This window comes from Amphibiibacter pelophylacis, from assembly GCF_037688875.1.
GTDB classification, from domain to species: Bacteria; Pseudomonadota; Gammaproteobacteria; order Burkholderiales; family Burkholderiaceae_C; genus Amphibiibacter; species Amphibiibacter pelophylacis.
In genome coordinates, this window is the sequence record NZ_JAWDIE010000014.1 from 42318 (window position 1) to 66557 (window position 24240).

Genomic DNA, 24240 nt, shown 5'->3' on the forward strand with positions numbered 1-24240 from the left:
GCCGCTGATGGCCTGACGGACTGGCCTCAGGCGCCCGCGCCGCGCCGGTACTGCACCTGAACCTGCGTGCTGCCGTCGGGCCAGCCCGATTCGCGCAGGTGGCGGCGCAACGCGGTCAGTGCGTCATCACCGGGCCAGAAGCGGCTGGCGGGGCCCAGCTCCAGCAGGCCGCAGACGGTGGCGTCGTCCTGCGGCAGGCTCAGCTGCACCTGCAGCGGCAGGCCTGCGCTGCCTTCGTCGCCTAGCGGCTGCACTGGCCACTCGCGGGCGAGCCGGGTCAGGCCGTCCAGCAGCGCGGCGCTGTCCTGTTCCTGCGCGGCCTGGGGCAGGGTCAGGCAGACACGCACGGCGGCAGCTTTGAGCGCCCGCGCCGTGGGCAAGTCCCACACCGCCTGAATGTTCAGGCGCACGCCGCCGCTGAAGCGGTCCTGGCGCACGCGCGCCAGAATGACAATGAGTTCGTCCTCGCGGATCAGCGGCCCGAAGCGGGCGATCTGCTCCTCGTTCAGGGACGCTTCCTGGCGGCCGCTGCCATCGTCGAGGCTGAAAATCAGCACCTTGCCGCGGTTGCCGGTGATGGTGCGGCTGTCGCTGACCAGGCCCGCCAGGCAGACCGGCGCTTCGCCGGGCGTGATGCTGGCCAGATCGCCGTCGACCAGGCTGGCGATCTCGGCGGCGTGCTCTTCAAACAGGTGGCCGGTCAGAAAGAAGCCGATGGCGATTTTTTCCTGCATCAGCCGCTCGCGCACGCTCCAGGGCTCGCAGGTCAGCAGCGGCGGTTCGGTGTCGGCGCTGGAGTGGCTGTCGCCCGCGAACAGGTCGCCCTGCAGCGCGTTGATGGCCTGCTGCTCGGCCCAGTCGAAGGCCAGGCCCAGGCTGGCCAGCAGCGGCGCGCGGTCGGGGTGCAGGCTGTCGAACGCCCCTGCGCGAATCAGCGCCTCGATCACGCGGCGGTTGACGCGGGTGCGGTCCACGCGGTGGCAGAAATCAAACAGGCTGGTGAAGGGCGTGTCGCCGCGCGCTGCCACGATGGCCTCGATGGCGCCTTTGCCCGTCCCCTTGACGGCCCCCAGGCCGTAGCGCAGGCGGGTTTTGTCCAGCGGCTCGAAGGCGTGCGTGCCCTGGTTGACATCGGGCGGATCGAAGACGATGCCAAAGTCCACGGCATCGTCGCGCAGCACCTTGAGCTTGTCGGTGTTGTCCATTTCCACCGTCATGTTGGCGGCGAAAAACGCACAGGTGTGGTGAACTTTGACCCAGGCCGTGTGATAGGCCAGCAGCGAGTAGGCGGCGGCGTGCGACTTGTTGAAGCCGTAGCCCGCGAACTTCTCCATCAGGTCGAACACCTCGTCGGCCTGCGCCTGCGCGATGCCGTTCTTGGCGGCGCCTTCGCGGAAGAGCAGGCGGTGCTGGGCCATTTCCTCGGGCTTTTTCTTGCCCATCGCGCGGCGCAGCAGGTCGGCGCCGCCCAGGGAATAACCACCCAGGATCTGCGCCGTCTGCATCACCTGTTCCTGGTAGACCATGATGCCGTAGGTCTCGGACAGCACGGATTCCAGCGAGGGGTGGGGGTATTCCACCGTTTCATCGCCGTGCTTGCGCGCCACGAAGCTGGGGATCAGGTCCATCGGCCCCGGGCGGTAGAGCGCGTTGAGCGCGATCAGATCCTCCAGGCGGCTGGGTTTGGCGTCGCGCAGCATGCGCTGCATGCCCGTGCTTTCAAACTGGAACACGGCCTCGGTGCGGCCTTCGGCGAAGAGCTTGTAGGTGCGCGTGTCGTCCAGCGGAATCTGCTCGAAATCGAACTCGGCCAGCGCCTTGCCCTGGCGCTGGATGTGCTTTTTGGCCTCTTCCAGAATCGTCAGCGTGGCCAGGCCCAGAAAGTCGAACTTGACCAGGCCCGCGGCCTCGACGTCGTCTTTGTCAAACTGGCTGACCGCCTTGTCGCTGCCAGGCTGCTGGTAGAGCGGGGTGAAATCGGTGATTTTGCCCGGTGCGATCAGCACGCCGCCCGCGTGCATGCCCACGTTGCGCACCAGGCCTTCGACCTGGGTGGCGCGCTCCAGCAGGATGGCGACGTCCTCCTCGTTGGCCTCGCGCTCGTTCAGTTCGGGCGCTTCCAGACGGGCGTAAATCAGCTTGCTGCTGGGCTTTTCGGGCACTTTGGCCAGCGTCACCGTCTTGCCCGGCGGCGCCGGGATCAGCTTGGCGATGCCATCGACCTGGCCGTAGCTCATGTCCAGAACGCGGCCGATGTCTCGCAGCGCCGCCTTGGCGGCCATGGTGCCGAAGGTGGCGATCTGGCTGACGGCCTGGCGGCCGTAGCGCTCTTTCACGTAATCGATGACGCGGTCGCGGTTGCTCTGGCAGAAATCGATGTCGAAGTCGGGCATCGAGACCCGCTCGGGGTTGAGAAAGCGCTCGAACAGCAGCTTGTACTGCAGTGGGTCCAGGTCGGTGATGCCCAGCGCGTAAGCCACCAGCGAGCCCGCGCCCGAGCCCCGGCCCGGGCCCACCGGGCAGCCGTGGCTTTTGGCCCAGCGGATGAAGTCGGCCACGATCAGGAAGTAGCCCGGAAAGCCCATTTTGAGAATGGTGCCGATCTCGAAATCCAGGCGCTCCTGGTAAGTGGGGCGCTGCGCGTCGCGCTGGGCGGCGACCGGAAAGCGCCGCGCCAGGCGGTCTTCCAGGCCCTCCTGCGAGAGCTGGCGGAAGTAGTCGGCGATGGGCATGGCGCTGCCATCGGCCAGCGGCGGGGTGGGGAAATCGGGCAGGCGCGGCTGGCCCAGCACCAGCGGCACGGTGCAGCGCTGCGCGATGGCCACGGTGTTGGCCAGGGCGCTGGGGATGTCGGCGAACAGCTCGTGCATCTGCGCGCGCGTCAGGGCGTGCTGCTGCGGCGTGAAGCGGCGCACACGCGCCGGGTTGGCCACCTTGTCGCCCTCGGCGACGCAGACGCGCGCCTCGTGGGCATCGAACTCGACCTGCGTCAGGAACTGCATGGGGTGGGTGGCCACCACCGGCAGCTGCAGCCGCGCCGCCAGGGGCAGGGCGGCGGCGATGTAATCCTCTTCGCCCGGTAGCCCGGCGCGCTGCAGCTCGATGTAAAAGCGCCCGGGGAAGATATCCTCCAGGCGCTGCGCCACCCGGTCGGCCTGCGCCGGATCGCTGCCTGCCAGCGCGCGGCCCAGCCAGCCGGTGGCGCCACCCGACAGCGCGATCAGGCCCGCGCTGTGCGCCTGCACGTCGTCCAGCTGCACGCAGGCCTGGTGCTCGTACGGCTCGCCCAGCCAGGCCAGGCTGAGCAGCTCGCACAGGTGGTGGTAGCCCTCGGGGTTCTGCGCGATCAGCAAAAGCCGGGTCAGCACGCCGTCGCCGTCCACCGGCGCCAGCCAGACGTCGGCGCCGATCAGCGGCTTGAGGCCCGCCCCCCGGCAGGCCTTGTAGAACTTGATGGTGCCAAACAGATTGTTCAGATCAGAAATGCCCAGCGCGGCCTGGCCGTCATCGGCAGCGGCGTCCACCCAGTCGTCAATGCGCAGGATGCCGTCCACCACCGAGTATTCGGTGTGGGCGCGCAGGTGGACAAAATCGGGGGTCAGGGCAGGGGAGTCGCTCATGCCCGGCATTGTAGGTGTCGGCCTGGCTGGCGGGTGAAAGCGCGGCGCAGCAGCCGGATCGCTGCTCAAAAATCCCTTTATCGTCAGGGGCCTGGCGTGTAAACTGAAAGCCATTCGTGCTGATCTGTGATCTGATCGCCATCGCCTGATTTCTCCTGCTGCCGCATGTTCCGCTCCAAATCTGCCCCTTCTTCGTCCCACCACCCCCAGCGCCGTCGCTGGCTGCGCCAGGTCGCCACGGGCGTGGCCGCGACCGCGCTGCCCCGCACCGGCCTGCTGGGCGCGGCCGTCTCGGCGCTGTGGCTGGGCCCGGCGCAGCTGGCTTTTGGCGCCACCGCCGTGGCCGTGCGTCTGTGGCCCGCGCCCGATTACACCCGGCTGACCATCGAGAGCGACGGCAAGCTCAGCGCCACGCACACCCTGCAGGACGGCGGCCAGGCGCTGCGCATCCGCATCCCCGGCCTGGCGCTGAACGACGCCCTCAGCAGCCTGAGCGGCCGCGTGCTGCCGGGCGATCCCTTCATTGCCGCGCTGCAGGTCAGCGCGGCGGGGCCGGACGCGGTGCAGCTGGATCTGCGCCTCAAGCAGCCGGTGCGCCCGGAGCAGTTTGCGCTGGCGCCCGTCGCCACCTACCAGAATCGTCTGGTGTTTGATCTGCACCCGGTTCAGGTCAGCGACCCGCTGCTGGCGCTGATCCGCGAAAAATCCGGCACCCAGGCCAGCGACGACGCGCTGCGCGACTTCCTGGCCCAGCGCCACGAGCAGGTCGCGCAGGAGGACGAACTCAGCCGCTTCATCAACGGCGCCCTGGAAGAGCGCCTCAACGGCCCGAAACCGCCCGTCGTGGCCAGCGCCACCCCGCGCCCGCCCGCCCGGTCGTCGGGTCGTCCGGCCCGGCCCGCGCCGGCCGCACCTCCGGCCGAACTGCGCGAAGCCAGCCAGGCGGTGGCTGAGGCGCGCAACAGCGTCAACGGCCTGACCATCGTCATGATCGACCCGGGCCATGGCGGCGAAGACCCGGGCGCCATCGGCCCCAGCGGCCTGATGGAAAAAACCGTGGTGCTGGCCGTGGGCACGCGCCTGGCCAACCTGATCAACAGCGTGCCGGGCATGAAGGCTTTCATGACCCGCGACGCCGATTTCTTCGTGCCGCTGGGCGAGCGCGTGCGCAAATCGCAGCACGTCCAGGCCGATCTGTTCATGTCCATCCACGCCGATGCGGTGGCCAACCCGCGTCCCAAAGGCGGCTCGGTCTACGCCCTGAGCACGCGCGGCGCCACCAGCTCGACCGCGCGCTACCTGCAGGGCACGCAAAATGCGTCGGACATCATTGGCGGCGTCAGCAGCCGCCTGGCCCACGACCGATCGGTCATGCGCGCCATGCTGGACATGAGCACCACCGCCCAGATCAAGGACAGCACCGTGGCCGCGCAAGCCATGCTGGGTCACCTGGGCCGCATCGGCGATCTGCACAAGAAGGGCGTCGAATACGCCAACTTCGCGGTGCTGCGCTCGCCGAGCATCCCGTCCATTCTGGTGGAGACGGCCTTCATCTCCAACCCGGAAGAAGAGGCCCTGCTGGCCACCAACGCCTACCGCGAGACCCTGGCGCAGGCGCTGTTTTCGGGCGTGCGCGGCTATTTCTCGCGCAATCCGCCCGCTTCGCGGCGGCGCATCGCCTGAGGCGGGGCAGTCTGGCGATCGGATAAGATACAGACCAGAATTTCCACTGGCCGCCCTGCGGCCCCAGCCGCACCGCCATGACTGTTGCTCTCGCCGCCCAGGCGCCGTCCTCCTTCGAAATCAAGAGCGCCCGCGTCCCGGCGCTGACGCTGCAGCTGCGCTCGGGCGATCTGGCCCTGCTGGATCAGGAGTTCGACCAGCGCTTTGGCGCCATCCCCGATTTTTTCGACGACGAGCCCGTGGTCATCGACCTGGCGCCGCTGCAGGCCCCGCCCTCTGAAGCCGCTGACCCGGACGGCTCCGACGGTGCCCCCGACGCGCCCGAAGCGGACGACGCCGTGCCCGATGTCTGCGTCGATTTTGTCGCCCTGTGCGCGCTGCTGCGCCGCTACCGGCTGCAGCCGTGGGCGGTCTACGGTGGCAGCGCCAGCCAGACCGCCGCCGCTGTGGCCGCCGGGCTGCAGGCGCCGGGAGGCCTTGCGCCGATTTTCCAGCGCAGCGAGCCCACGCCCACGCCCAGCGAGGCTTCCATCGAGCCCGCGCCCGACCCCACTGCCGGGCTGCCCGAGCCGCTGGTCATCGACCGCATGGTGCGATCGGGCCAGCGTGTCTATGCGCGCGGGCGCGATCTGATCGTGCTGGGCACGGTCAACCCGGGCGCTGAAGTCATCGCCGACGGCAGCATCCATGTTTACGCCGCGCTGCGTGGCAAGGCCATCGCCGGGGCGCGTGGCAACCCGCAGGCGCGCGTGTTTGCGCTGGGCCTGTCGCCCGAGCTGATCTCCATCGCGGGCATTTACCGCACCAGCGAAGTCCCGCTGCCCGGCGGCCTGGACGGCCAGCCCGCGCAGGTCTGGCTGGACAGCAGCGGCGGCGCCGGGCAGGAGCGTCTGGTCATCCAGGCGCTGACCTCCTGAACATGCATCCTTTTTCAGAAAAACAGGCAGAAAGAACCCCGCTATGACCAAGATCGTCGTTGTCACTTCCGGCAAAGGCGGCGTGGGCAAGACCACGACCAGCGCCAGCTTCGCCACGGGCCTGGCCCTGCGCGGGCACAAGACGGCCGTCATCGACTTTGACGTCGGCCTGCGCAACCTGGACCTGATCATGGGCTGCGAGCGCCGCGTGGTCTACGATTTCATCAACGTCATCCACGGCGAGGCCAACCTCAACCAGGCGCTGATCAAGGACAAGAGCTGCGACAACCTCTTCGTCCTGGCCGCCAGCCAGACGCGCGACAAGGATGCGCTCAAGCTCGAAGGCGTGCAGAAGGTGCTGGAAGATCTGGCCACCATGGGCTTCGATTACATCGTCTGCGACAGCCCGGCCGGCATCGAAACCGGCGCGCTGATGGCCATGCACTTCGCCGACGAGGCGCTGGTGGTGACCAACCCGGAGGTCTCCAGCGTGCGCGATTCCGACCGCATCCTGGGCATGCTGGGCAGCAAGACGCGCCGCGCCATGGAAGGCAAGGAGCCCATCAAGGAGCACCTGCTGATCACGCGCTACAACCCCAGCCGCGTTGCCGACGGGCAGATGCTGTCGCTGGAAGACATCACCGACATCCTGCGCATCAAGCTGATCGGCGTCATCCCCGAGAGCGACAGCGTGCTCAAGGCGTCCAACGAGGGCCTGCCCGCTATCCACCTTCAGGGCACCGACGTGGCCGAAGCCTACGGCGACGTGGTCGAGCGCTTCCTGGGCGACACCGAGCGCCCGCTGCGCTTCATCGACGCCCAGAAGCCGGGCTTCTTCAAGCGCCTTTTCGGCGGGAGGTGATCCATGTCCTTTCTTGACTTCTTCCGGGGCGAGAAGAAAAAATCCGCCTCCCTGGCCAAGGAGCGCCTGCAGATCATCCTGACGCACGAGCGCAACGGCCACTACTCCGGCCGTCACCCCGACTACCTGCCCGAGCTGCAGAAAGAGCTGGTCGCCGTGATCCGCAAATACATCCAGATCAGCGACAACGACATCGTGGTCGATATGAGCAAGCAGGACGATCTGGACGTGCTGCAGGTCAAGATCGAGCTGCCCGAGCGCCGCTGACCGCCCATGCAGACGCTGCACGACATCGCGCCGCTGCGCGCGCGCATCGCCGCCGTGCGCCGGGCGGAAGGGCGCATCGCTTTTGTGCCGACCATGGGCAGTCTGCACGAGGGGCATCTGCAGCTCATCGACGAAGCGCGACGTCGCGTTGCGGCTGAGTCGGGGGGTGACTCCGCGCCGGGCCTTGTGGTGGCGTCCATTTTCGTCAACCCGCTGCAGTTCGGTCCCAGCGAGGATTTCGACAGCTACCCGCGCGACCTGGACCGCGACGCCGCGCTGCTGGACGCGCGCGGCTGCGATCTGCTTTTCGCCCCGTCGGTGCGCACCATGTACCCGGTGGCGCAAACCTTTCGCGTGCAGACGCCGCCCGAACTGGGCGCGGTGCTGGAAGGCGCGTTCCGCCCCGGCTTTTTCGAGGGCGTGTGCACGGTGGTGCTCAAGCTGTTCAACCTTGTCCAGCCCGATGTCGCCATTTTTGGCAGCAAGGATTACCAGCAGGCCCTGATCGTGCGCCACATGGTGCAGCAGCTGGGCCTGCCGCTGGACATCGTCGCCGCGCCCACAGTGCGCGCCGAAGACGGCCTGGCGCTGTCCTCGCGCAACGCCTACCTGAGCGCGGACGAGCGCGCCCGCGCGCCCCAGTTGCGCCAGACGCTTTTGGCGCTGGCACAGAGCCTGTCAGACGCTGCTGCCAGCGCCGTGATGTCGCCCGCCGCGCTCGCAGCCGTCCCGCACATCGAAGCCGCGCAGGACGTGGCTCTGCAGCGCCTGCGCGACCTGGGCTGGTCGCCCGATTACGTCGAAGTGCGCAGCGCCCGCGATTTCTGCCCACCGCAGGCGCTGTCTGCGGAGGCTGTCAGCGCCAGCCCGGAAGCGCAGGCCGATGTCCGCTGGGTGGTGCTGGCCGCTGCGCGCCTGGGTAAAACCCGGCTGATTGATAATCACGAGTGGCAGTTGCTGCCACCCGCCTGAATCAAATCCGGCCCTGGGCCGCCAGATCCTGCAGAAAAGCGCGAAAGCCCGCGCCGACTTCCGGGTGATTCAGTGACAGCTCGACATTGGCCTGCAGAAACCCTTCCTTGCTGCCGCAGTCGTAGCGCTGGCCTTCGTAGCGGTAGGCGAACACCTTCTCGCGGCGCAGGAGCGCTGCGATGCTGTCGGTGAGCTGGATCTCGCCGCCGACGCCGCGCTCCTGCGTGGCCAGCTCGTCAAACACGCCCGGCGTCAGGATGTAGCGCCCGGCCACGCCCAGCAGCGAGGGCGCGGCTTCGGGGGCGGGCTTTTCGACGATGCGCTCCAGGTCGGTCAGACGGTCGTCGATGGCGCGACCAGCCACGATGCCGTAACGGCGCGTCTGCTCGGGCGGCACCTCCTGCACGGCCAGCATCGAGACGCGCCAGTGGCGGAACTGCTCGACCATCTGCGCCAGCACGGGCGGCTGGCCCACCATCAGATCGTCGGCCAGCAGCACGGCAAAGGGCTCGTTGCCCACCAGGCGGCGCGCACACAGCACGGCGTGGCCCAGACCCAGCGCCTGCGCCTGGCGCACGTAAATGCACTCCATGTCGTCGGGTTTGACGCTGCGCACCACCTCCAGCAGCGCCTGCTTGCCAGCCTCTTCGAGCATCATTTCCAGCTCGTAGCTCATGTCGAAATGATCTTCGATGGGGCGCTTGTGGCGACCGGTGACGAAAATCATCTCGCGGATTCCGGCCGCGTAAGCCTCTTCCACGGCGTACTGGATCAGCGGCTTGTCGACCACCGGCATCATCTCTTTGGGCTGCGCTTTGGTGGCGGGCAGAAAGCGCGTGCCCAGGCCCGCGACGGGGAAAACAGCCTTGTTGACGGGGGAGCGGTTCTGGTTCATGGCAGCAGGCTGTGTGGGCAGCGCAGAGTGGCAACCCTTCGATTGTGGCCCAGCCGCAGCGCCAGACCGGGGCCGGATGAGGATTTCGGGCCACGATTTTGTCCGCGCTGTCGCCCGCAGCCCACGCCACACGGCCGATTCTGTGCGATGATTGCGGGATGAACACCGGCTTGCCCCTGTCCCTGCTGCTACTGGCCCCCCTCATGACGGGAGCCTGATACCGCCTGCGCCACAGCCCAGCCACCAGCGACCCGTCTGCCCACGCAGCGGGTCGTTTTTGTTTGTGCTGCCGGGCTTCATGAACCGAGAAAGCGAGAGAAACCATGTCCATGCTCCAGAATCCCGCCGCCAAATACCGCGCCACGCCCGCCATCCAGCTCAAGGACCGCACCTGGCCCGACGCCGTCATCACCCGCCCGCCGGTGTGGTGCAGCGTCGACCTGCGCGACGGCAACCAGGCGCTGATCGAGCCCATGAATATGGAGCGCAAGCTGCGCCTGTTCAAAACCCTGGTGCAGATCGGTTTCAAGGAGATCGAGGTCGGCTTTCCGTCGGCTTCGCAGATCGAGTTCGACTTTCTGCGCAAGCTGATCGACGACGGCCTGATCCCCGACGACGTGACCGTGCAGGTGCTGACCCCCGCGCGCGAGGCGCTGATCCAACGCACCTTCGAGGCGCTGCAGGGCGTGCCGCGCGCCATCGTGCACATGTACAACGCCACCGCGCCCATCATGCGCGACGTGGTGCTGGGCCTGGATCGCGACCAGACCGTCGAGCTGGCGACCACGCACGCCGCGCTGATCCGCGATCTCGCCGCAAAACAGGGCGGCACGCACTGGACGTTTGAATATTCGCCTGAAATGTATTCGGGGACCGAGCTGGATTTCTCGCTGCGCGTCATCGACGCCGTGACCGAAGTCTGGCAGCCGACGCCCCAGCACAAGTGCATCATCAACCTGCCCTCGACGGTGGAGCACTCCACGCCCAACCTGTTCGCCGACATGATCGAGTGGACGCTGCGCCACATGGCGCGCCGCGACAGCGTCACCGTGTCGGTGCATCCCCACAACGACCGGGGCACCGGCACGGCGGCGGGCGAACTGGCGCTGATGGCCGGGGCAGACCGTCTGGAAGGCTGCCTGTTTGGCAACGGCGAGCGCACGGGGAACCTCGATCTGGTCAACGTGGCGCTGAATATGTACACCCAGGGCGTGAACCCGGGCCTGGATTTCTCGCGCATCGACGAGATCCGCCACACGGTTGAATACTGCAACCAGCTGCCCGTCCACCCGCGCCACCCCTACGTGGGCGAGCTGGTGTACACCTCGTTCTCGGGTTCGCACCAGGACGCCATCAAGAAGGCTTTTGCCGCGCGCCAGCCCGATTCGCCCTGGGTCATGCCCTATCTGCCCATCGACCCGATGGACGTGGGCCGCAGCTACGAGGCGGTGATCCGCGTCAACAGCCAGTCGGGCAAGGGCGGCATGGCCTGGCTGCTGGAGAGCGAATACGGCCTGCAGCTGCCGCGCCGTCTGCAGATCGAGTTCAGCCAGATTGTTCAGAAGGTCATGGATTTCGACGGCAAGGAACTCGTGGCCGACGACCTGTGGCAGCTCTTTGACCGCGAATTCCGCATGAGCAGCGCCACCGCGCCGCAGTACAGCCTGAGCGAGAAAACCGGCGAGCTGGGCACCGAAGTCAGCCTGCAGGCGCGCATCCGTCTGGGCGGCCGCGACATGGACGTGCAGGGCGAGGGCACCGGCCCCATCGACGCCTTTGTCAACGGCCTGCAGGCGGTCACCGGCCAGAGCGTCAGCGTGCTGGATTATCACGAGCACGCCATCAGCACCGGCGCCGCCGCCCGCGCCGTGGCCTACCTGGAGCTGCGCATCGGCGAGCGCACGCTGTTTGGCGTGGGCAGCGACGCCAACATCGTGTCGGCCTCGCTCAAAGCCATCCTGTCGGGCCTGGAGCGCTCAGGGGCTTTGGCTGAGGCCAGCACCAGCGCCGTCAAGGTCTGAGCTAGAATCACGCCCTGCCTTGACCTCAGGGGTCGCGGCAGGGCCTAAACCCCTGATTCATCAGGGATTTTCATCAGATGTATTAGGAGTTCAGCATGGTTCAGCGTCTGGGCGTCGGGCACCGCATGTCGGAAGCCGCCATTCACAACGGCACGGTCTATCTGGCCGGCCAGGTCGCCAGCGACACGCAGCTTGATTTTCGCGGCCAGGTCCGCGACGTGCTGGCCACCATAGACCGCCTGCTCGCGCAGGCCGGCAGCGACAAGAGCCGCATCGTGATGGCGCAGATTTTCCTGCCCGATCTGGCCAACTTCGCTGCCATGAATGAAATCTGGGACGCCTGGGTGGTGCCCGGCCAGACCCCGCCGCGGGCCACGGTGCAGGCGGCGCTGGCCAACCCGGCTTACCTCGTTGAAATCGTCATCACCGCCGCCACGGCCTGAGGCGTTTCGCCCCCCGTTTTTTGACTTTGCAGGATCTGCCGTGACCCGTACCGCTTCTTTGCCTTTCTGGCGTCTGCTGCGCACTGCTGCGCTCTCCCTGGCTGCTGTGGCGGGTCTGTCGCTGCCCGTTCTGTCTCACGCAGCGCCCGCCAAGGCGGCGGCGCAGCAGGTTCAGGCTGCTGACGATGACGAAGGCGACGCCGATTTCCTCACCGAGTACGTCGATGAGGCCCAGCAGCTGCGCCGCACGGTCAAGGCGGGCGACATTTTCCTGTACTCGTCGGTGAACTGCGGCATCTGCTCCTGGGCGCGCGGCTGGATGGAAGCGCACAAGATTCCCTTCGGCGAATGCTTCATCGAAGAGGATGTCGATTGCCTGAAGAACTTCCGCACCGCCCAGCGCGCGCTCAAGATTCGCGGAACGCCGCTGACGCTGGTGCGCGGGCAGTTCATGCAGGGCTACGACCCGGATGGCGTGATCCGTCTGCTGCGCAAAAAGGGCTGATGAGCTTCTGACCTCGTCCTGATTCCGTCAGCGGGCGCCCCGTGATACCGGTGGCGCCCGCTGTCATTTCCGGGCCAGTGTGGCCAGCGCCCAGCGTGCTGGGTCCAGTGCGGCCATCAGGCGGGTATCGACCGGCAGGGCTTCGCCAGTGATCAGCGCGGCCAGTGTCTCGCCCAGCAGCGGCGCCAGCGTCAGGCCGCGCGAGCCCAGGGCGGTGCACAGATACAGCCCGTCTTCGCGCGCGATGTGCTGGCTGGCGTAGGGGCGGCGCGCCGTGCGGGCGTCGGACGGCGCCGGGCTGGGGACGCGGCCCAGCAGCGGCAGGCGGTCGGGGCTGATGCAGCGCCAGCCGGTGCGTCCGTGCCAGGGCAGGGCCTGCCAGGCGCTTTGTGCGGTGTCCTCGCCCAGCAGGGCGGCCAGGCGCTGCAGGTTGTCCCGGTGATCGCTGTCCCGCACGCGCTCATCGCCGTCGTCCCACTGGTGCGTGGCGCCAAAAACCAGCTCGCCGCCCCCGGGGTGGCCAGGCTGGGTGTCCAGCGCGTAGGCGTAGCGCGACAGCGGCAGGCGGGGCAGGGCGCTACCCAGCCCAGCGGCAGCCAGGTCGGCGCGGCGGATCTGGCTGATCTGGCCGCGCTGGGCGCGCAGTTCGGGCGCCCACCACAGCGCGCCGCCATCCGGCGCCAGGCTGCGCTGCAGCAGGGGCAGTGCAGTGTGTGCGCTGGCGACGACGATGGCGTCGGCCGGATCGGCCAGGGCCATGCCGTCCGCGTCCAGCGCCAGCCAGCGCGGCGGGGTGTCGCTTGTGGCCCCCGCTGTTTCCCGCTGCAGCCGGGCGACGTCTGCGCCGCCACGCCAGTGGACGCCCGGCGTATCCAGCCAGTGGCGGACCAGCGCGGCTGGGCTGACCCAGCCGCCGTGCGCAAAGAGCAAGGCGCTGCCCTTTGGCGATTGCTGCAGTGGCAGGCCCAGTAGCGCTGAGGTTTCAGCGGCGTCCAGCACCCGGGCGTAACGCTCGTCCATGCCCAGCGCGGCCATTTGTTGCTGCAGGGCGTGGGCGTCGTCATCCTGCAGGCGCAGAAAACCGTTCAGGCGACCCGGCACACGCCCCGGCGCCGTCTCTTGCGCCAGCAGCGGCGCGATCTGTCCGTGCGCGAACAGCGCCGCGCTGCGCAGCCAGCGGGCGTGACTGCCGTCCTCCAGGTGAACAATGCCGTGCAGCAGCCCGGCCGGGTTGCCCGAGGCGCCGCTGGCGGGCTGTGCGGCGGCGTCAAGGACGGTGCAACGCCAGCCGCGCAGGGCCAGAGCCTGCGCGGTGCTGGCCCCGGCCAGGCCGCCGCCGACGATGACGGCGTGAGCTTCGCCGTCCCGGGGCAACGCCACTGGCTGGAAGGCGGCGGGCCGCGGTGCGTGCCAGCGCGGCTGGTAGTGGGCTTCCAGGCGCCGCCGCTTGCCGCCAAAACCGGGGCGTCTTTGGCAGACAAACCCGGCGGCGGTCAGCGCGTCGCGCACGGCCGGGGCGGTGCTCCAAGTAGCCAGCGTGGCGCCGGGGCGCGACAGCCGGGCCACCTGGCGCATCAGCTCGGGCGACCACAGGGCGGGGTTCAGCTGCGGGGAAAATCCGTCCAGGTAGACCGCATCCACCTGCGCCTGCAGGCGCGGCAGCACGCGGGCGGCGTCGCCCAGCCACAGGCGAACGGTGACGCGCCCGCCATCAAAGCGCAGCGTGTGGCTGCCAGGCGTGCAGGGCGGCCACTGGGCCAGCAGTTCGCGGGCCAATGCCTGGCGCTGGATGTCCGCCGGGTCCAGGTCGCCTTTTTGATCAACCTGGTGATTCTGGCGATCCAGGCCGTGCGCCTGCGCCAGATCCTGCGGCCGGGCGGGGAACTGCTCCACGGCCAGATAAAGCAGCCGTGCGCCGGGCGTGCGGGGCGTATCCCGCCAGGCCTGCAGTGTGGAGAGCAGGTTGTGCCCGAGCCCAAAGCCGGTTTCCAGCAGCGTGAAGGGCCGCGCCGGATCGCCCCACTGCGCCGCATCCTGCCAGCGCTCCGGCAGGCCATTACCCGCCAGAAACACCGCCCGCGCCTGCGCCGCGGCCCCCGCGCGGCTGTGATAGACATCGCCAAAGCCGGGCGCGTGCGCCGTGCCCTCAGCATCGAACACCACCCGCGCCGGACGCACGCCCCCAGCGTTGCTGCCTTCGTGACCAGACACAAAAAAGGCCCCCGAAGGGGCCTGATCATCCGGCCCGGTGCTGGCCGACATGCGGGCTGAAATCACACGCGCTTGCGGTACTCGTGGGTGCGGGTGTCGATTTCGATCATGTCGTCCTGCGCCACGAAAATCGGCACCATGATCTCGAAACCCGTCGCGATCTTGGCCGGCTTGAGCACCTTGCCCGACGTGTCGCCCTTGACGGCAGGCTCGGTCCAGGTGATCTGGCGCACGACGCTGGTGGGCAGTTCGACCGAAATGGCCTTGCCGTCATAGAACACCACTTCAACTTCCATGCCGTCCTCCAGGTAGGAGATGGCGTCACCCATGTTTTCGGATTCGACTTCGAACTGGTTGTACTCGGCGTCCATGAAGACGTACATGGGATCGGCGAAGTAGGAGTAGGTGCACTCTTTCTTCTCCAGCACGATCTGGTCCATTTTGTCGTCGGCCTTGAAGACAACTTCAGTGCCGCTGTTGTTCAGCAGGCTCTTGAGCTTCATGCGCACGGTGGCGCTGTTGCGGCCGCCACGGCTGTATTCGGTGCGCAGCACGACCATGGGGTCTTTGCCGTGCATGATGACGTTGCCGGCGCGGATTTCTTGAGCGATTTTCATGATGTTTCGGGGGGAGCGAAAAAGGAGATTCGCCGGAGCGTCCGGCGCATAACCCGGCATTATCGCATCGCGGCGGCGATTCGGCCAGCCGCGATGCGCCGGAATCAGGCCCTGGGCCCGTCGCGCAGCCAGTCGGCCAGGTCCTGCGGGCTGCGCGCAATGTGATTCGCGCCCCAGCCTTCGATGGGGCCGCTGTCGCCCAGGTAGCCCCAGGCCGCCGCCACCGCGACCATGCCGGCCGCGTGCGCGGCCTGGATGTCGCGCAGATCGTCGCCCACATACACGCAGCGCTGCGGCGCCACGCCCAGCGCTTCGGCGCAGTGCAGCAGCGGCGCCGGGTGCGGTTTGGGGTGCGCGGTGGTGTCGCCGCAGACCAGCACACGGCTGGCGTCCAGCGCGCGCAGCCCGGCGACCACGGGCCGGGCGTAGCGCGTGTGCTTGTTGGTCATGATGCCCCAGGGCAGGGCCAGATCGTGCAGCGTCTGCAGCAGTTCGGGCACGCCGGGGAAGGGGCGGGTCTCGTTCAGCAGCCCGGTTTCGTAAGCGGCCAGGAAAGCCACCCGTGCGGCCTCGTAGCCGTCATCGTCGGGCGTCAGCCCCAGCGCCACACCCACCAGACCCCGCGCGCCGTTGCTGACCTGCGGCCGCAGCGCTTCAAAGGGCAGCGGTTCCAGAGCGCGCTGGCGACGCAGCGTGTTGGCGGCACCGGCCAGGTCGGGGGCGCTGTCGATCAGCGTGCCGTCCAGGTCAAAAAAGACGGCATCGGGCCGTGACGTGGGCAGATTACGGTTCAAGGGCATGGCGTGTTTCAGCCCTGCAGCGGCCGGCGGCAGGACATCATGTAGTTGATGGGGGTGCGCGCGCTGATCCAGGCGCGCCGGGTGATCGGGTTGTAACCCAGGCCTGCGACACGCTCAAGCTGCAGCCCGGCATGGCGCGCCCAGGCGGCCAGCTCGGCCGGCTGGATGAACTGCGCATAATCGTGCGTTCCCCTGGGAATCAGGCCTGTCAGGTATTCGGCCGCCACAATGGCGCCCAGAAAGGCCGCCGGATGGCGGTTGAGCGTCGAAAAAAACACCTGCCCCCCGGGTTTCACCAGGCGCGCGCAGGCCGCGACGATGGAGACCGGGTCGGGCACGTGCTCCAGCATTTCCATGCAGCTGACCACGTCGTAGCGCTGGGGTTCGCGCTCGGCCAGCGCTTCAGCGGCGATGGTTTCGTAGCGGATGTGCTCCAGCCCCTGCTCCAGCGCGTGCAGGCGCGCAACCTGCAGCGAGGCGTCGGCCAGGTCCACGCCCAGCGCACTGCGGGCGTTGCGGCCCAGCGATTCGGTCAGCAGACCGCCCCCGCAGCCCACATCCAACACGTCGCGCCCCTCGACCTGGGCCTGTGCGGTGATCCAGCGCGTGCGCAGCGGGTTGATGTCGTGCAGGGTTTTGAACTCGCCGTCCGGATCCCACCAGTGCTGGGCCAGCGCGGCGAATTTGCCGATTTCCTGTGGGTTGACGTTGGCGGCGGCGACAGTCATGGGGCTCTCCTGAAAGCAAAGGGGAGGATGCCACAATGCAAAAACCCCGCCGAGGCGGGGTTTCGAGCAGTGGGCCCGGCCGGGGCCGGACTCCAAGAGCATCCTGTGAGGGATTACTTGGTGCGCTGACCCACGACTTCGATTTCCACGCGACGGTTCTTCGCGCGGCCAGCGGCCGTCTTGTTCGAGGCGATAGGCTGCTTTTCGCCTTTGCCTTCGGTGTAGATGCGGCTGCGCTCGATGCCCTTGCCGACCAGATATTCCTTGACCGCGTTGGCGCGGCGCAGGGACAGTTTCTGGTTGTAGGCGTCGGAGCCCACGCTGTCGGTGTGGCCAACAGCGATGATGACTTCCAGGTTGATGTCTTTGGTCAGACCCGACAGCTCATCCAGCTTGCGGCGGCCTTCGGGCTTGAGCACGGACTTGTCGAAGTCGAAGAAGGCGTCGGCCTGGAAGGTGACCTTTTCGCTGACCGGAGCAGCCGGAGCGGGGGCAGGTGCCGTAGCGGGTGCAGGTGCCGGAGCGGGTGCCGGCACCGGAGCGGGTGCACCGGGCTTGCCACAGGCTTCGGAAGCTGCGGTTTCCGGCGTCCACACGCTGTTGCGCCAGCAGTGCTCGAAGGTGCCGTTCATCCAGACGGTGCCATCAGCAGCGCGCCAGTTGTTCACAGCGTTCTGGCTGTTGTCCATCATGCTGCCAGAAGGCATGCCGACGGAAGCACAGGCGGACAGGGCAGCAGACGCAACCAGCAGGGTTACGGTGTTGAGTTTTTTCATGATTCTCCTCTCGGTGGGAAATAAATCACGGGCCACAGAGAGGCCCCGTGCAAACTTGAAGGGTGAGAACCCGCGAGCCGCAGGGCATCACCACCAACGGGTCTGATTGTGCCATACGGTTTTTGGGGGCGAGCTTTTTGCCCGGGGGTCTTGCCGGGGCGGTGGGCGAATGTTGCAAACTTGATACAGCCACCGGCTTGCGGCCGGTTTCTGGCCGCTTCGCACCGGTGTGCAAAAGCGCTGCGTGAGCGCCTGGCGCAGCCTTTACAATGACTAGTTGAACTGACCGCTTCCCGGACCGCCATGAATTCTTTCGCCAAGGAAACCCTGCCCATCAGCCTCGAAGAGGAGATGAAGCGGTCCTACCTGGATTACGCCATGAGCGTCATCGTGGGCCGGGCGCTGCCCGACGCCCGCGACGGACTCAAGCCCGTGCACCGGCGCGTGCTCTACGGCATGCACGAGCAGAACAACGACTGGAACCGGGCTTTCCGCAAGAGCGCCCGCATAGTCGGTGACGTGATGGGTAAATATCACCCGCACGGCGACAGCGCCATTTACGACACCATCGTGCGCATGGCCCAGCCCTTTTCGCTGCGCCACATGCTGGTGGACGGGCAGGGCAACTTCGGTTCGATCGACGGTGACAACGCCGCCGCCATGCGCTACACCGAGATCCGTCTGGCCAAGATCGCCCACGAGATGCTGGCCGACATCGACAAGGAAACCGTCGATTTCGGACCCAACTACGATGGCTCCGAGAGCGAGCCGCTGGTCCTGCCGACGCGCCTGCCCAACCTGCTGGTCAACGGCAGCGCCGGGATCGCCGTGGGCATGGCCACCAACATTCCGCCGCACAATCTGTGCGAAGTGGTCGACGCCTGCCAGCACATGCTGGAGAACCCCGACGCTGGCATCGACGAGATCATGCAGTTCATCCCGGCGCCGGATTTCCCCACCGGCGGCATCATTTACGGCCTGTCCGGCGTGCGCGAAGGCTATCGCACCGGGCGGGGCCGTGTGGTCATGCGCGCCAAGGTGCACTTCGAGGACATCGGCAAAGGCGAGCGCCAGGCGATCATCGTTGACGAGATCCCCTATCAGGTCAACAAGAAATCGTTGCTGGAGCGCATGGCCGAGCTGGTCAACGAGAAAAAGCTCGAAGGCATCAGCCACATCCAGGACGAATCGGATAAATCCGGCATGCGCGTGGTGATTGAGCTCAAGCGCGGCGAAGTGCCCGAGGTGGTGCTCAACAACCTGTACAAGATGACGCAGCTGCAGGACAGCTTCGGCATCAATATGGTCGCGCTGATCGACAACCAGCCGCGCCTGTGCAACATCAAGGATCTGATCACCGTTTTCCTGCGTCACCGCCGCGAAGTCATCACCCGGCGCACCGTTTACGACCTGCGCAAAGCGCGCGAACGCGGCCACATCCTGGAAGGCCTGGCGGTGGCGCTGGCCAACATCGACGAGTTCATCCGCATCATCCGCGAATCGCCGACGCCGCCCGTTGCGCGCACCGCGCTGATGGAACGCGGCTGGGATTCGGCCATGGTCAAGGCCATGCTGGAGCGCACCGAGCTGGCGGGCCTGGGCGGCCGCGACGCTTTCGCGCCCGAGAATCTGCCAGCCCAGTTCGGACTGCAGCCGGATGGCCTTTACCGCCTGACCGACGCGCAGGCTGGCGAAATTCTGCAGATGCGCCTGCAGCGCCTGACGGGTCTGGAGCAGGACAAAATCATCGCCGAGTACCGCGAGGTCATGGACCAGATCGCCGACCTGCTCGACATCCTGGCCAAGCCCGCGCGCGTCACCGCCATCATCGCGGGCGATCTGGACGCGCTGCGCAAAGAGTTCGGCGAGACCAAACTGGGCGCGCGCCGCAGCCACATCGAGCACAACGCGCAGGAACTGGGCACGGAAGACCTGATTACGCCGCTGGACATGGTGGTTACGCTGTCGCACACCGGCTATATCAAGAGCCAGCCGCTGTCCGAATACCGCGCGCAAAAGCGCGGCGGGCGCGGCAAGCAGGCGACCACGACCAAGGAAGACGACTGGGTGGACCAGCTTTTCGTGGCCAACACCCACGACTGGATGCTGTGTTTCAGCAACATGGGCCGCGTCTACTGGCTGAAGGTGTGGGAAGTGCCGCAGGGCGGACGCAATTCGCGCGGCAAGCCCATCGTCAACATGTTCCCGCTGCAGCCCGCCGAGAAAATCACCGTGGTGCTGCCGCTGACGGGCGAGTTCCGCAGCTTCCCCGAGGACCATTTTGTCTTCATGGCCACCCGCATGGGCACCGTGAAGAAAACCGCGCTGCCCGATTTCAGCAACCCGCGCAAGGCGGGCATCATCGCGGTCGACCTGGACGAGGGCGATTACCTGGTGGGCGCCGCGCTGACCGACGGCCGTCACGACGTGATGCTGTTCAGTGACGGCGGCAAGGCTGTGCGCTTTGACGAAGGCGACGTCCGCCCCATGGGCCGCCAGGCGCGCGGCGTGCGCGGCATGATGCTGGATGAGGGCCAGAGCGTCATCACGATGCTGGTCGCGGGCGACGGTGAACAGAGCGTGCTCACCGCCACCGAAAACGGCTACGGCAAGCGCACCAGCATCACCGAATACACCCGCCACGGGCGCGGCACCAAGGGCATGATCGCCATCCAGCAGTCGGGCCGCAACGGCCGCGTGGTGGCGGCGACGTTGGTCCACGCTGATGACGAGATCATGCTCATCACTGACACCGGCGTTCTGGTGCGCACGCGGGTGTCCGAGATCCGCGAACTGGGCCGCGCCACCCAGGGCGTGACGCTGATTGCGCTGGACGAAGGCGCCAAGCTGATCGGCCTGCAGCGCATTGTCGAGAACGATGCGGCTGACGATGTGTCCGATGTCACGCTGGACGGCGCCGCAGATGCTTCTGCCCCCGATGATGCCAGGCCTGAAACACCGTCCGCTGAATAAACGATGAAACCTCTGCGTGCGGACTGACTCCAAGCCCGTGTTGCTCACCGTATCAATTACCAAGGAAAAACGTGCAAGTGCAAGTCATGAAAATCAAATCTCTGGCCGTGGCGGCCGCGTGTGTGATGGGCGTTCTGGCGGTGCAGCCCGCGCTGGCCCAGTCGGCCGACAAGAAGGCCCTGATCCAGAAGCTGGTCCAGCTGCAGCAGCCGGGCATTGATGCCATGTCGCGCGGTCTGGTTCAAGGTCCTGCCTCGCAGCTGCTGGACGAAGCCGCTGGTTACATCCAGACGCAGGTGCCGCCCGCGCAGCAGCAGGCCATGGCCAAGGGCGTGGATGACGACGTCAAGAAGTACATGGACGACGCCCTACCCATGGTGCGCAGCAGCGCGACCAAGCTGGCGCCGTCGGTTCTGGGCCCGATTTTTGAGAAAAACTTCACGGTTGAAGAGCTTCAGCAGGCCATCCAGATTCTGGAATCGCCCGTGCAGAAAAAGCTGCAGCAGATTTCGCCCGAGCTTCAGCAGGCCCTGGTGGACGCCGTGGTCAAGAGCACTGATGCGCAGATCCAGCCCAAAATCGCCAATCTGAACACCAGCCTGCGCAAGCGCCTGAACATTCCGGCGAACTCGCCTGCAGTGGCTGCGCCCAAGAAGTAAGCCGGGTTGGCCGTGCATCGTCCCTACAACTTCTCGGCGGGCCCGGCCGCGCTGCCGACGGAAGTGCTCCAGCAGGCCGCTGCCGAGATGCTGGACTGGCACGGCACCGGCCTTGGCGTGATGGAAATGAGCCACCGCAGCAGTGCGTTTGGCGAAATTCTCGATCACGCCCAGAGCACGCTGCGCCGCCTGCTGGCGGTGCCGGATGATGTTCACATCCTCTTCGTGCAGGGCGGTGGGCTGGGCGAAAACGCCGCTGTGCCGCTTAATTTGAGCCGGGGCGGGGCGGTGGATGTGGTGGTCAGCGGCGCCTGGTCGGCCAAATCGGCGCAAGAGGCCGCACGCTACGCCGACGTGGCGATTGCGGCCAGTTCCAAAAACAGCGGCTACTGCGCCATGCCCGACCCGGCCTCCTGGCGCATCCGCCCGGACGCGGCCTATGTGCATGTGTGCAGCAACGAAACCATCCACGGCGTCGAGCTGGCCGACTGGCCGGATCTGGCCGCCTTGGGCAGCGCTGCGCCGCTGGTGGTCGACTGCTCGTCGCACATCCTGTCGCGGCCCATGGACTGGTCGCGCATTGGCCTGGCATTCGCCGGAGCGCAGAAAAACATCGGCCCGGCGGGTCTGACGCTGGTCTTTGTCAAGGACAGCCTGCTGGGCCGGGCGCTGCCCATCTGTCCGCAGGTGTGGAACTACACCGAGCTGGCGGCCCAGCAGTCCATGGTCAACACGCCGCCGACTTACGCCATTTATATGGCCGGTCTGGTGTTTGACTGGATCGAGCGCCAAGGCGGCGTACCCGCCATGCAGGCCGCTGCGCAGGAGCGCGCCGCGCTGCTCTATGACTATCTGGACGCCAGCGATTTTTACGAAAACCGTGTCGCGCCGGGCAGCCGCTCGCTGATGAACGTGCCCTTCTTCCTGAAGGACGAATCGCGCAACGCCGATTTCCTGGCGCAGGCTCAAAGCCGCGGTCTGCTGCAGCTCAAAGGCCACAAGTCGGTGGGTGGGATGCGCGCCTCGATCTACAACGCCATGCCGCTGGCGGGCGTACAGGCGCTGGTGGATTTTTTGCGGGATTTTGAGCGGGGGCAGTGAGTTGGGCTCTGGCCAACTTCGCTCGCCAGTTTTTCTGACCCCGCGTGCCTGAGGGCGCGGGAGTCGCGGCACAATCGGGGCATTGTGCTTCCCTGACGAGTGTGCTGATGACCCCGAGTGACGCCCCATCCCCGACGCCGCCTGCTGCTGGACAGGCTCCCGATCCCCGGCTCCTCGCGCTGCGCGGTGAAATCGACGCCGTGGATCGCCAGCTGCTTGATCTGATCAACCAGCGCGCGCGCCTGGCACAGGCGGTCGGCGAGGTCAAAAAGCACGAGGGTTCGGTGGTCTTCCGCCCCGAGCGCGAAGTGCAGGTCATCGCCAACCTGAAAGACATCAACCCCGGCCCGCTCGCTGAGGCCAGCGTCGCACCGATCTGGCGCGAGATCATGGCCGCCTGCCGCAGCCTGGAAACGCCCATGCGCGTGGCCTATCTGGGCCCGGCGGGCACCTTTAGTGAAGAGGCGGCGCTGGCCTATTTCGGCTCCAGCATCGTGCGCCTGCCGTGCATCAGCATCGACGAAGTGTTCCGCACGACGACTGCCGGAGCGGCCGATTTCGGCGTGATCCCGGTCGAGAATTCGACCGAAGGCGTGGTTGCGCGGTCGCTGGATCTTTTCCTGAACACGCCGCTGTTCATCATCGGCGAGACCAGCCTGTTCGTGCGCCACAATGTGCTGCGCCGCGAGAACCGGCTGGATGGCATCGAAGCCGTCGTCGCGCACCCGCAGGCGCTGGCGCAGTGCCACGGCTGGCTCAGCCAGCACCTGCCGCACGCCGAGCGCCGTCCGGTATCCAGCAACGCCGAAGGGGCGCGTCTGGCCGGGCAGGACGTGAGCCTGGCCGCCCTGGCCAGCACGCGTGCGGCCAACGAATACGGTCTGCACGTGGTCTCGCCCGCCGTCCAGGACGATGCGCACAACCGCACGCGCTTTGTCATCGCGGCGCACCCGCAGACGCAGCGCCAGCCTGGCCCCAGCGGCAACGACTGCACCAGCCTGATCGTCTCGGTGCCCAACGAGGCGGGCGCGGTGCACGACATGCTGATGCCGCTCAAGGAAAACGGCGTGTCGATGACGCGTTTTGAATCGCGTCCGGCGCGCTCCGGGCAGTGGGAATACTTCTTCTACATCGATATTCAGGGCCATCCTGACCAGCCGCACGTGGCGCGGGCGCTGCTGGGTCTGCGCCAGGTCTGCACTTTTTACCGCCAGCTGGGCACCTACCCGCTGGACGCGCACTGATGGCGCTCCAGATGGGGCAAAAGACGGCCGTTCAGCGTCTGGCGCTGATCGGCTGTGGCCTGATCGGCGGATCGTTCGCGCTGGCGCTCAAGGCCGCTGGCGCGGTCGCTGAAGTGACGGGCAGCAGCGGCAGCCCGGCCAGCGCGCACAAAGCGCTGGAGCTGGGCGCCATCGACCGTGTCGCCTCCAGTGCCGCACAGGCGGTGCAGGGCGCTGATGCCGTGCTGCTGGCGGTGCCGGTGGCCGCGACGCAGGCGGTGCTGGAAGAAATCGCTCCGCACCTGGCGCCGCAGGTGCTGGTCATGGACGCGGGCAGCACCAAACGCGACGTGCTGGCGGCCATGCAGGCGGCGCTGCCGCAGCATCTGGGCTACTGCGTGCCCGCGCACCCGATTGCGGGCAAAGAAAAGTCGGGCGTGGCCCACGCCGAGAGCGCACTTTTTAAGGGCCGCCGCGTCATCCTGACGCCGCTGACGCAGTCCAGCGACGACGCCATCGCCCGCGCTCAGCAGCTCTGGGAGCTGACGGGCGCGCGAGTCAGCCGCATGTCGCCGCTGCAGCACGACGAAACCTTTGCCGCCGTCAGCCACCTGCCGCATCTGCTGGCCTTCGCTTACATGGCGGGCCTGATGGACCAGCCCGGCGGCGAGGCTCTGCTGGCGCACGCCGGATCGGGCTTTCGCGATTTCACCCGCATCGCGGCCAGCGACCCGGTCATGTGGCGCGACATTCTGCTGGCCAACCGCGGCCCGGTGCTGGCGCAGGCGCAGGCCTTTGGCGATGCGCTGGAGCATCTGGCCCAGACCCTGCGCAGCGGTGACGGCGCCGCGCTGCAGGCGCAGATCGAGGCGGTGTCCCGCCGCCGCAGCGCCTGGCCTGCAGCCTGATCCTGGCCCGCCGCTTTCTTCCCCAGGGGCTTGAGGCCGCTTGCTATACTGCCCCGCCA

20 protein-coding genes are annotated in these 24240 nt (G+C 67.2%); 13 read left to right on the forward strand and 7 right to left on the reverse strand.

All coding sequences use genetic code 11. The annotated features are described in order from the left end of the window. Nucleotides 1-26 precede the first annotated feature (26 nt). Nucleotides 27-3620 (reverse strand): DNA polymerase III subunit alpha, encoded by a 3594-nt coding sequence (gene dnaE / locus RV045_RS09860; RefSeq protein ID WP_423235612.1) that lies wholly within the window; start codon nt 3618-3620, stop codon nt 27-29. A gap of 165 nt (nt 3621-3785) precedes the next feature. On the opposite strand from dnaE, the gene RV045_RS09865 reads away from it, so the two are divergent. The 5 genes from RV045_RS09865 to panC all read left to right on the forward strand — a co-directional run bounded on the left by RV045_RS09865 (nt 3786) and on the right by panC (nt 8321). After that, nucleotides 3786-5303: an N-acetylmuramoyl-L-alanine amidase gene (locus RV045_RS09865; RefSeq protein ID WP_423235613.1), complete on the forward strand. Its 1518-nt coding sequence runs from the start codon at nt 3786-3788 to the stop codon at nt 5301-5303. 77 nt (nt 5304-5380) lie between these two features. Continuing rightward, entirely contained in the window at nt 5381-6220 is an 840-nt protein-coding gene (gene minC, locus RV045_RS09870; RefSeq protein WP_423235614.1) for a septum site-determining protein MinC, read from the forward strand. A 43-nt stretch (nt 6221-6263) separates the two neighbouring features. Then, a complete protein-coding gene (minD, locus tag RV045_RS09875) occupies nt 6264-7082 on the forward strand; it encodes a septum site-determining protein MinD (protein ID WP_423235615.1) in 819 nt (272 codons plus the stop codon). Between the two features lie 3 nt (nt 7083-7085). After that, complete coding sequence (minE, locus tag RV045_RS09880) at nt 7086-7349, forward strand: cell division topological specificity factor MinE (RefSeq protein ID WP_423235616.1); 264 nt, start codon at nt 7086-7088, stop codon at nt 7347-7349. A gap of 6 nt (nt 7350-7355) precedes the next feature. Next, the gene (gene panC, locus RV045_RS09885; RefSeq protein WP_423235617.1) at nt 7356-8321 is read left to right on the forward strand and encodes a pantoate--beta-alanine ligase; all 966 of its coding nucleotides are present in this window, start codon (nt 7356-7358) and stop codon (nt 8319-8321) included. A 1-nt stretch (nt 8322) separates the two neighbouring features. Here the strand turns inward: panC and galU are convergent, their stop codons facing one another. Next, on the reverse strand, nt 8323-9216 hold the full coding sequence (galU, locus tag RV045_RS09890) for a UTP--glucose-1-phosphate uridylyltransferase GalU (protein WP_423235618.1): 894 nt from the start codon (nt 9214-9216) through the stop codon (nt 8323-8325). 329 nt (nt 9217-9545) lie between these two features. On the opposite strand from galU, the gene leuA reads away from it, so the two are divergent. The 3 genes from leuA to RV045_RS09905 all read left to right on the forward strand — a co-directional run bounded on the left by leuA (nt 9546) and on the right by RV045_RS09905 (nt 12185). Beyond that, entirely contained in the window at nt 9546-11237 is a 1692-nt protein-coding gene (leuA, locus tag RV045_RS09895; protein ID WP_423235619.1) for a 2-isopropylmalate synthase, read from the forward strand. Between the two features lie 95 nt (nt 11238-11332). Continuing rightward, nucleotides 11333-11680, forward strand: coding sequence for a RidA family protein (locus RV045_RS09900; protein ID WP_423235620.1), 348 nt, complete (start codon nt 11333-11335; stop codon nt 11678-11680). 40 nt (nt 11681-11720) lie between these two features. Then, nucleotides 11721-12185, forward strand: a complete 465-nt coding sequence (locus tag RV045_RS09905) for a glutaredoxin family protein (protein WP_423235621.1) — start codon at nt 11721-11723, stop codon at nt 12183-12185. 63 nt (nt 12186-12248) lie between these two features. Here RV045_RS09905 and mnmC read toward each other — a convergent pair whose 3' ends face one another. The 5 genes from mnmC to ompA form a co-directional block, all read right to left on the reverse strand. Further along, nucleotides 12249-14447 carry a bifunctional tRNA (5-methylaminomethyl-2-thiouridine)(34)-methyltransferase MnmC2/FAD-dependent 5-carboxymethylaminomethyl-2-thiouridine(34) oxidoreductase MnmC1 gene (gene mnmC / locus RV045_RS09910; protein ID WP_423235622.1) on the reverse strand — a complete coding sequence of 733 codons (2199 nt, stop codon included), beginning with the start codon at nt 14445-14447 and terminating at the stop codon, nt 12249-12251. Between the two features lie 11 nt (nt 14448-14458). After that, the gene (gene efp, locus RV045_RS09915) at nt 14459-15013 is read right to left on the reverse strand and encodes an elongation factor P (protein WP_423235623.1); all 555 of its coding nucleotides are present in this window, start codon (nt 15011-15013) and stop codon (nt 14459-14461) included. Between the two features lie 104 nt (nt 15014-15117). Further along, the gene (locus tag RV045_RS09920) at nt 15118-15813 is read right to left on the reverse strand and encodes an HAD family hydrolase (protein ID WP_423235624.1); all 696 of its coding nucleotides are present in this window, start codon (nt 15811-15813) and stop codon (nt 15118-15120) included. A gap of 8 nt (nt 15814-15821) precedes the next feature. Next, on the reverse strand, nt 15822-16541 hold the full coding sequence (gene ubiG / locus RV045_RS09925; RefSeq protein WP_423235625.1) for a bifunctional 2-polyprenyl-6-hydroxyphenol methylase/3-demethylubiquinol 3-O-methyltransferase UbiG: 720 nt from the start codon (nt 16539-16541) through the stop codon (nt 15822-15824). Nucleotides 16542-16654: 113 nt separating this feature from the next. Continuing rightward, nucleotides 16655-17317 carry an outer membrane protein OmpA gene (gene ompA, locus RV045_RS09930; RefSeq protein WP_423235626.1) on the reverse strand — a complete coding sequence of 221 codons (663 nt, stop codon included), beginning with the start codon at nt 17315-17317 and terminating at the stop codon, nt 16655-16657. Between the two features lie 303 nt (nt 17318-17620). Between ompA and gyrA the strand changes: the two genes are divergently transcribed. From gyrA to RV045_RS09955, 5 genes are all read left to right on the forward strand, one after another. Continuing rightward, nucleotides 17621-20290: a DNA gyrase subunit A gene (gene gyrA / locus RV045_RS09935; RefSeq protein ID WP_423235627.1), complete on the forward strand. Its 2670-nt coding sequence runs from the start codon at nt 17621-17623 to the stop codon at nt 20288-20290. A gap of 86 nt (nt 20291-20376) precedes the next feature. After that, nucleotides 20377-20949 (forward strand): DUF2059 domain-containing protein, encoded by a 573-nt coding sequence (locus RV045_RS09940; RefSeq protein WP_423235628.1) that lies wholly within the window; start codon nt 20377-20379, stop codon nt 20947-20949. Between the two features lie 12 nt (nt 20950-20961). Beyond that, nucleotides 20962-22050, forward strand: coding sequence for a 3-phosphoserine/phosphohydroxythreonine transaminase (serC, locus tag RV045_RS09945; protein ID WP_423235629.1), 1089 nt, complete (start codon nt 20962-20964; stop codon nt 22048-22050). A gap of 104 nt (nt 22051-22154) precedes the next feature. After that, the gene (gene pheA, locus RV045_RS09950; RefSeq protein ID WP_423235650.1) at nt 22155-23294 is read left to right on the forward strand and encodes a prephenate dehydratase; all 1140 of its coding nucleotides are present in this window, start codon (nt 22155-22157) and stop codon (nt 23292-23294) included. After that, on the forward strand, nt 23294-24181 hold the full coding sequence (locus tag RV045_RS09955) for a prephenate dehydrogenase (protein WP_423235630.1): 888 nt from the start codon (nt 23294-23296) through the stop codon (nt 24179-24181). The genes pheA and RV045_RS09955 overlap by 1 nt, the downstream gene beginning before the upstream one ends. Nucleotides 24182-24240 lie beyond the last annotated feature (59 nt).